The 4,231-nt window shown below is 45.3% G+C and carries 4 protein-coding genes; all 4 read right to left on the bottom strand.

Features of this window, described 5'->3' with window-relative positions:
• On the bottom strand, window positions 1–783 hold a 783-nt coding region (locus Q0238_RS06540; RefSeq protein ID WP_297944135.1), incomplete at its 3' end, for a cytochrome c.
• A 2-nt stretch (window positions 784–785) separates the two neighbouring features.
• A complete protein-coding gene (locus Q0238_RS06535; protein ID WP_297944132.1) occupies window positions 786–2,045 on the bottom strand; it encodes a cytochrome bc complex cytochrome b subunit in 1,260 nt (419 codons plus the stop codon).
• A gap of 9 nt (window positions 2,046–2,054) precedes the next feature.
• Window positions 2,055–2,561 carry a ubiquinol-cytochrome c reductase iron-sulfur subunit gene (petA, locus tag Q0238_RS06530; RefSeq protein ID WP_177387024.1) on the bottom strand — a complete coding sequence of 169 codons (507 nt, stop codon included), beginning with the start codon at window positions 2,559–2,561 and terminating at the stop codon, window positions 2,055–2,057.
• Window positions 2,562–3,293: 732 nt separating this feature from the next.
• Window positions 3,294–4,231, bottom strand: a 938-nt coding sequence (ccsA, locus tag Q0238_RS06525) for a cytochrome c biogenesis protein CcsA (protein ID WP_297944129.1), incomplete at its 5' end; no start/stop codon positions are given.

The following is a 4,231-nucleotide window of genomic DNA, read 5'->3' as shown; positions in this document are numbered from 1 at the left end:
GAGCTTATCATATTTGACGTCGTGGCATCTTAGACAAGCATCCTCAAAAACCGCCTTGCTTAAAAGGAATTTTTTCTGCGCTTCGTCTAGTTCGGTGCCTTGCTTGATACCGCTAGCTGCAGCTTCAGAGGCGATTAGCTTATCCTCGCTAGGAGCGAGCGATTTTAGATAGGCTACGATATCAGCGATCTCTTGATTTAGATCACCGCCTGCACCGAAAAACCCGGGCATCGGAAAAGGCTTTTCGTCGCCAAATTTCTGATCTAGCTTAAGAGCCATGATCGGATCTTTGATAAGCGCAGCTAAGAATTTATCGGTGTATAGATAGCCTGCGCTACTAAGATCCGGCGGATTGACGCCGTATGCGGCACTGGCGCTTGCCGCGTCCATAGGAGCGGGGATATTTGCACTTTTTACTCCATGACATGCGGTGCAGCCTGCATTTGTAAAGGTCTCGGCGCCGCGCACGGCATCGCCTTTACTAAGATCGATTTTATTTATCTCGTCCCAAAAAAGCACCGTTTTGTCTTGTTGCTCTTTCGCACTGGCTAGGGCTTTTTTAGAATTTTTTATCATCGTCTCATCTCCGCCCTTTTCGGCTGCGGCCAAAGCGCTTTCTGCTGCGGCTACGTTATGCGCAGCTAAAGCCGTATCGCCTGCTGCAAAGTCGTAATTTACCGGATCGGTGTGCGGACTGAGCTTAGTATGAGCATAAGGCTCGATAAACCAGTATAAAATTCCCACACAAAAAAGCACTAAGATTAGGGTTCTTATCTCTTTCATGGCTAGACCCTCTTTCTTTCTGCGATTGTAATTAACGGAAGCACTACGATGAGCAATCCGATATAGATGATTGATAAAGCAAAGCCCCAGTATTTGTTTTCGATACCGAGCTCCGCGCCGTCTGCAGGGAGCTTGCCGAAAAGGCTAAGCAGGATCATGTCGATTACTAAAATCCAAAACCAAATGAAAAACGCTTTGTTTTTGTGCGCAGGCGCTACTACGCTGCTGCGGTCAAATAACGGGATAAAAAATAGCGAAACTCCGGCAAATGCAAAGGCGATAAGTCCGATGTCGGCAGCCTTAAGCGGCCCTACGTCGAAGTAAAATCCGCGCAGAATTTCATACTCCCAAAGGAAGTACCACTCCGGATAGATATGCGTCGGGGTTTTGAGGCTGTTTGCCGGCTCGAAATTTATCGGATCCATCGCAAAATCGAAGTGAAAGCCCACTAGATAAAAGAAAAATATCATAAAGATACTGACGTAGAAAAAATCCTTCGCCAAAAAGCCCGGCCAAAACGGAATTACCTTGCTTTCGCTAGTTTTTCCTTCCAAATACTTCTCACCCTCGAGCTCAAAGTCAATCTCCTCGCCGTCTAGGTTATTTACATGCGGAAATCTAAGCGAATAGAAATGCACCGCCAGCACCGCAACCACCACGAGAGGCAGCAAACAGACATGAAGCATAAAAAATCGTGTCAGCGTCGGATCGCTTACGGCGTAATCGCCGCGAATCCACTCTACTATCGCGTCGCCAACTACGGGAATTCCACCGAATAAATTCGTAATAACCATCGCTGCCCAGTAGCTCATCTGCCCCCATGGAAGCATATAGCCGCTAAAAGCCTCCGCCGAAAAGATGATGAAAAGCAGCATTCCGCTTACCCAAATCATCTCTCGTCCTTGCTTATACGAGCGGTAATATATAGCTACTAAAGTATGAATGTATAGGATCAAAAATACAACCGACGCCGATACCGCGTGGATATGACGCCATAGCCAGCCGTATTCGACCTCTTTCATAATCGTAAAATTTACGCTATCAAATGCTAAATTTACATCCGGCTTATAATACATCACGAGCATTAGTCCACTAACGAATAAAACTATAAATAGCGTCATCAAAATAACACCCATCGCCCAAAGGAAGCTGATATTTTTAGGAATCCAATACTCGCTTACCATCACCTTGAAAAATTTCGTTACGGCGAGCCTTTGGTCGAACCAATCCCAAACTCCCGTAGCTTTTCTTATATGTGCCATCTGCGCCTCCTATGCTTTCTGCTTTAGGGCTTGGTATTCGGGGCCCTCTTCGCCTAAAACGAGTTTCGTTCCGTCGATTTTAAAGGGCGGTATATCCATAGGACGCGGCGGCGGACCGAACACGTTTACGCCGTTAGCATCGAAAATCCCGCCGTGACATGCACAGATGAACTGTTGCGTCGATGGCTTGTAGCTAGGAATACAGCCTAAATGCGTGCAAAGCCCTATGCAAAGCGTATATCTAGCATCCCCTACGACGACGTCACGGGCATCGTTTTTAGGCATATCGGCAGTCTTTTTAAGCACGAAAATCGGCTTTTTGCGCCACTGCGTTTGATAAAGCTCGCCCTCTTTGATCGGACTTAAATCTACCGTAGTGACGCCGGCGGCGCGCACGCTAGGTAACGGATCCCACGATTTCTTCATCCCCACGAGTGCGAAAACGCCACCCACAGCGGCAACTGCGCCGAAAGTAAGCCCGATAAAGCCTCGTCTATCCTGTTTTAGATCAGACATCTTTATCCTTTCAAATTAAGAAATTGACAAGCGTCAATTTTAGCCAAATAAAGATTAAATCCATATGATTATAAGCAGAAATTTAGCTTAATCTTGCAAGCTAAATTATATTTTAAGATAATTTTAATGCCTAGCGAGGCGTTTTCGCAGTTTAAAATTTTATAAATTTTCAAATTCTGTCATGTTCTATCATGGCGCGGAATTTAAAATTTTGTCGCGCAAGAGTTATTGCGACAATGGCGTGCGAAATTTTAAAATTTCGACATCATAAATAAAATTTCATAAAGCGCGAGATTTTAAATTTAAAAATGAGCATAGAATTTATAAAATCAAATTTTAAAATTTCACTGCTCGGCTATGGCAGCGGCGGGGCAGAATTTTACGCTAGCGCGCTAGCTGAAATTTTAAAATTCTAAATTACGTCGCGCTTCCGTCGTATGAAAAAATTCCACTAGAAGTAAAATTTAAAACATTAAAACCTCATAGCGGTGCAAATTCTAAATCATTAGAATTTTACGATGTCTTAAAATTTCAAGCATCAAAGAATTCTGTCGCGATGCAAAATTTTAAAATTTAGTGCAATCGCGAGCCGTAAAATTCTATAAAATTCTGCGGGATCCCAAAGCTTAGCTGAAATTTAAATATAAATTCCATAAATCCCTAAAGCCTCGGCAAACTGCGAAATCCGGGCGAAATTTCAAAATTATTATTCTAAAATTTAAGCCCGTCTATCTAAAGCCTAGCCGATTTGCCCGAGCGGAAATACGCCGCGATCGCAAGGGCCACCATCGAAGCGACCATCGCGTACGCCCAGCCGGGCACGGGGATACGCTCGCCGCTAGCGTATGAATGCATGCCGCTTAGGTAGAAATTTACACCAAAATAGGTCATTATGACGCTAAAATACGCAAACATTGAGGCTACGGCAAAGGCGAACTGATTATTGAGCTTAGGCATAAACCTAAAATGTACGACTACCGCGTAGATGAAAATCGTAATGAGCGCCCAGGTCTCCTTCGGATCCCAGCCCCAGTAGCGCCCCCAGCTTTCGTTCGCCCACACGCCGCCTAGGAAGTTGCCGACCGTCAGCAAGCAAAGACCTAGGATCATCGACATTTCGTTGATATGCGTAGCCTCCGTGATGTTGCGCGCGATCTCGGGATTTTTCTTATCGAATAAAAACATCACGAGAGTAAAAATTCCAAGCAGCATGCAAAGGCCTAAAAACCCGTAGCTTGCTGTGATTACCGAGACATGGATCGTAAGCCAGTGCGATTTTAGAACCGGCTGCAGATTGGTAATTTGCGGATCGATGTCGCTAAGATGCGCGACCATCAGCGTGATGCCCGCCATTATTGACGTTAGCGCCAGCGAAATAGCGGATTTACGCGAGAAAAAGATTCCGCTTAACGACAGCGCCCACGCGATGTAGATGAGCGATTCGTAGGAGTTACTCCACGGCGCGTGCCCCGAAACGTAGCCGCGTAGCGCAAGACCCGCGGTATGCGCGATGAAGGCGACGATATTTACGATATAAACGAGCTTAAACGCGCCGCCTAAGCGAAGAGCGGGCTTCATCATCCTAAGAAAGATAAAGATCAGAAGCAAAAATCCCGAGATAGTGTAGATCGGAAAGAGGCGAGAAAAAATTTTAGCCTTATTAAATAAAA

It is taken from the genome of uncultured Campylobacter sp., assembly GCF_938045775.1.
Classification (GTDB): Bacteria; Campylobacterota; Campylobacteria; order Campylobacterales; family Campylobacteraceae; genus Campylobacter_B.
Note: the sequence above shows the minus strand (reverse complement) of the source record. Positions and strands in the feature narration are given on the sequence as shown.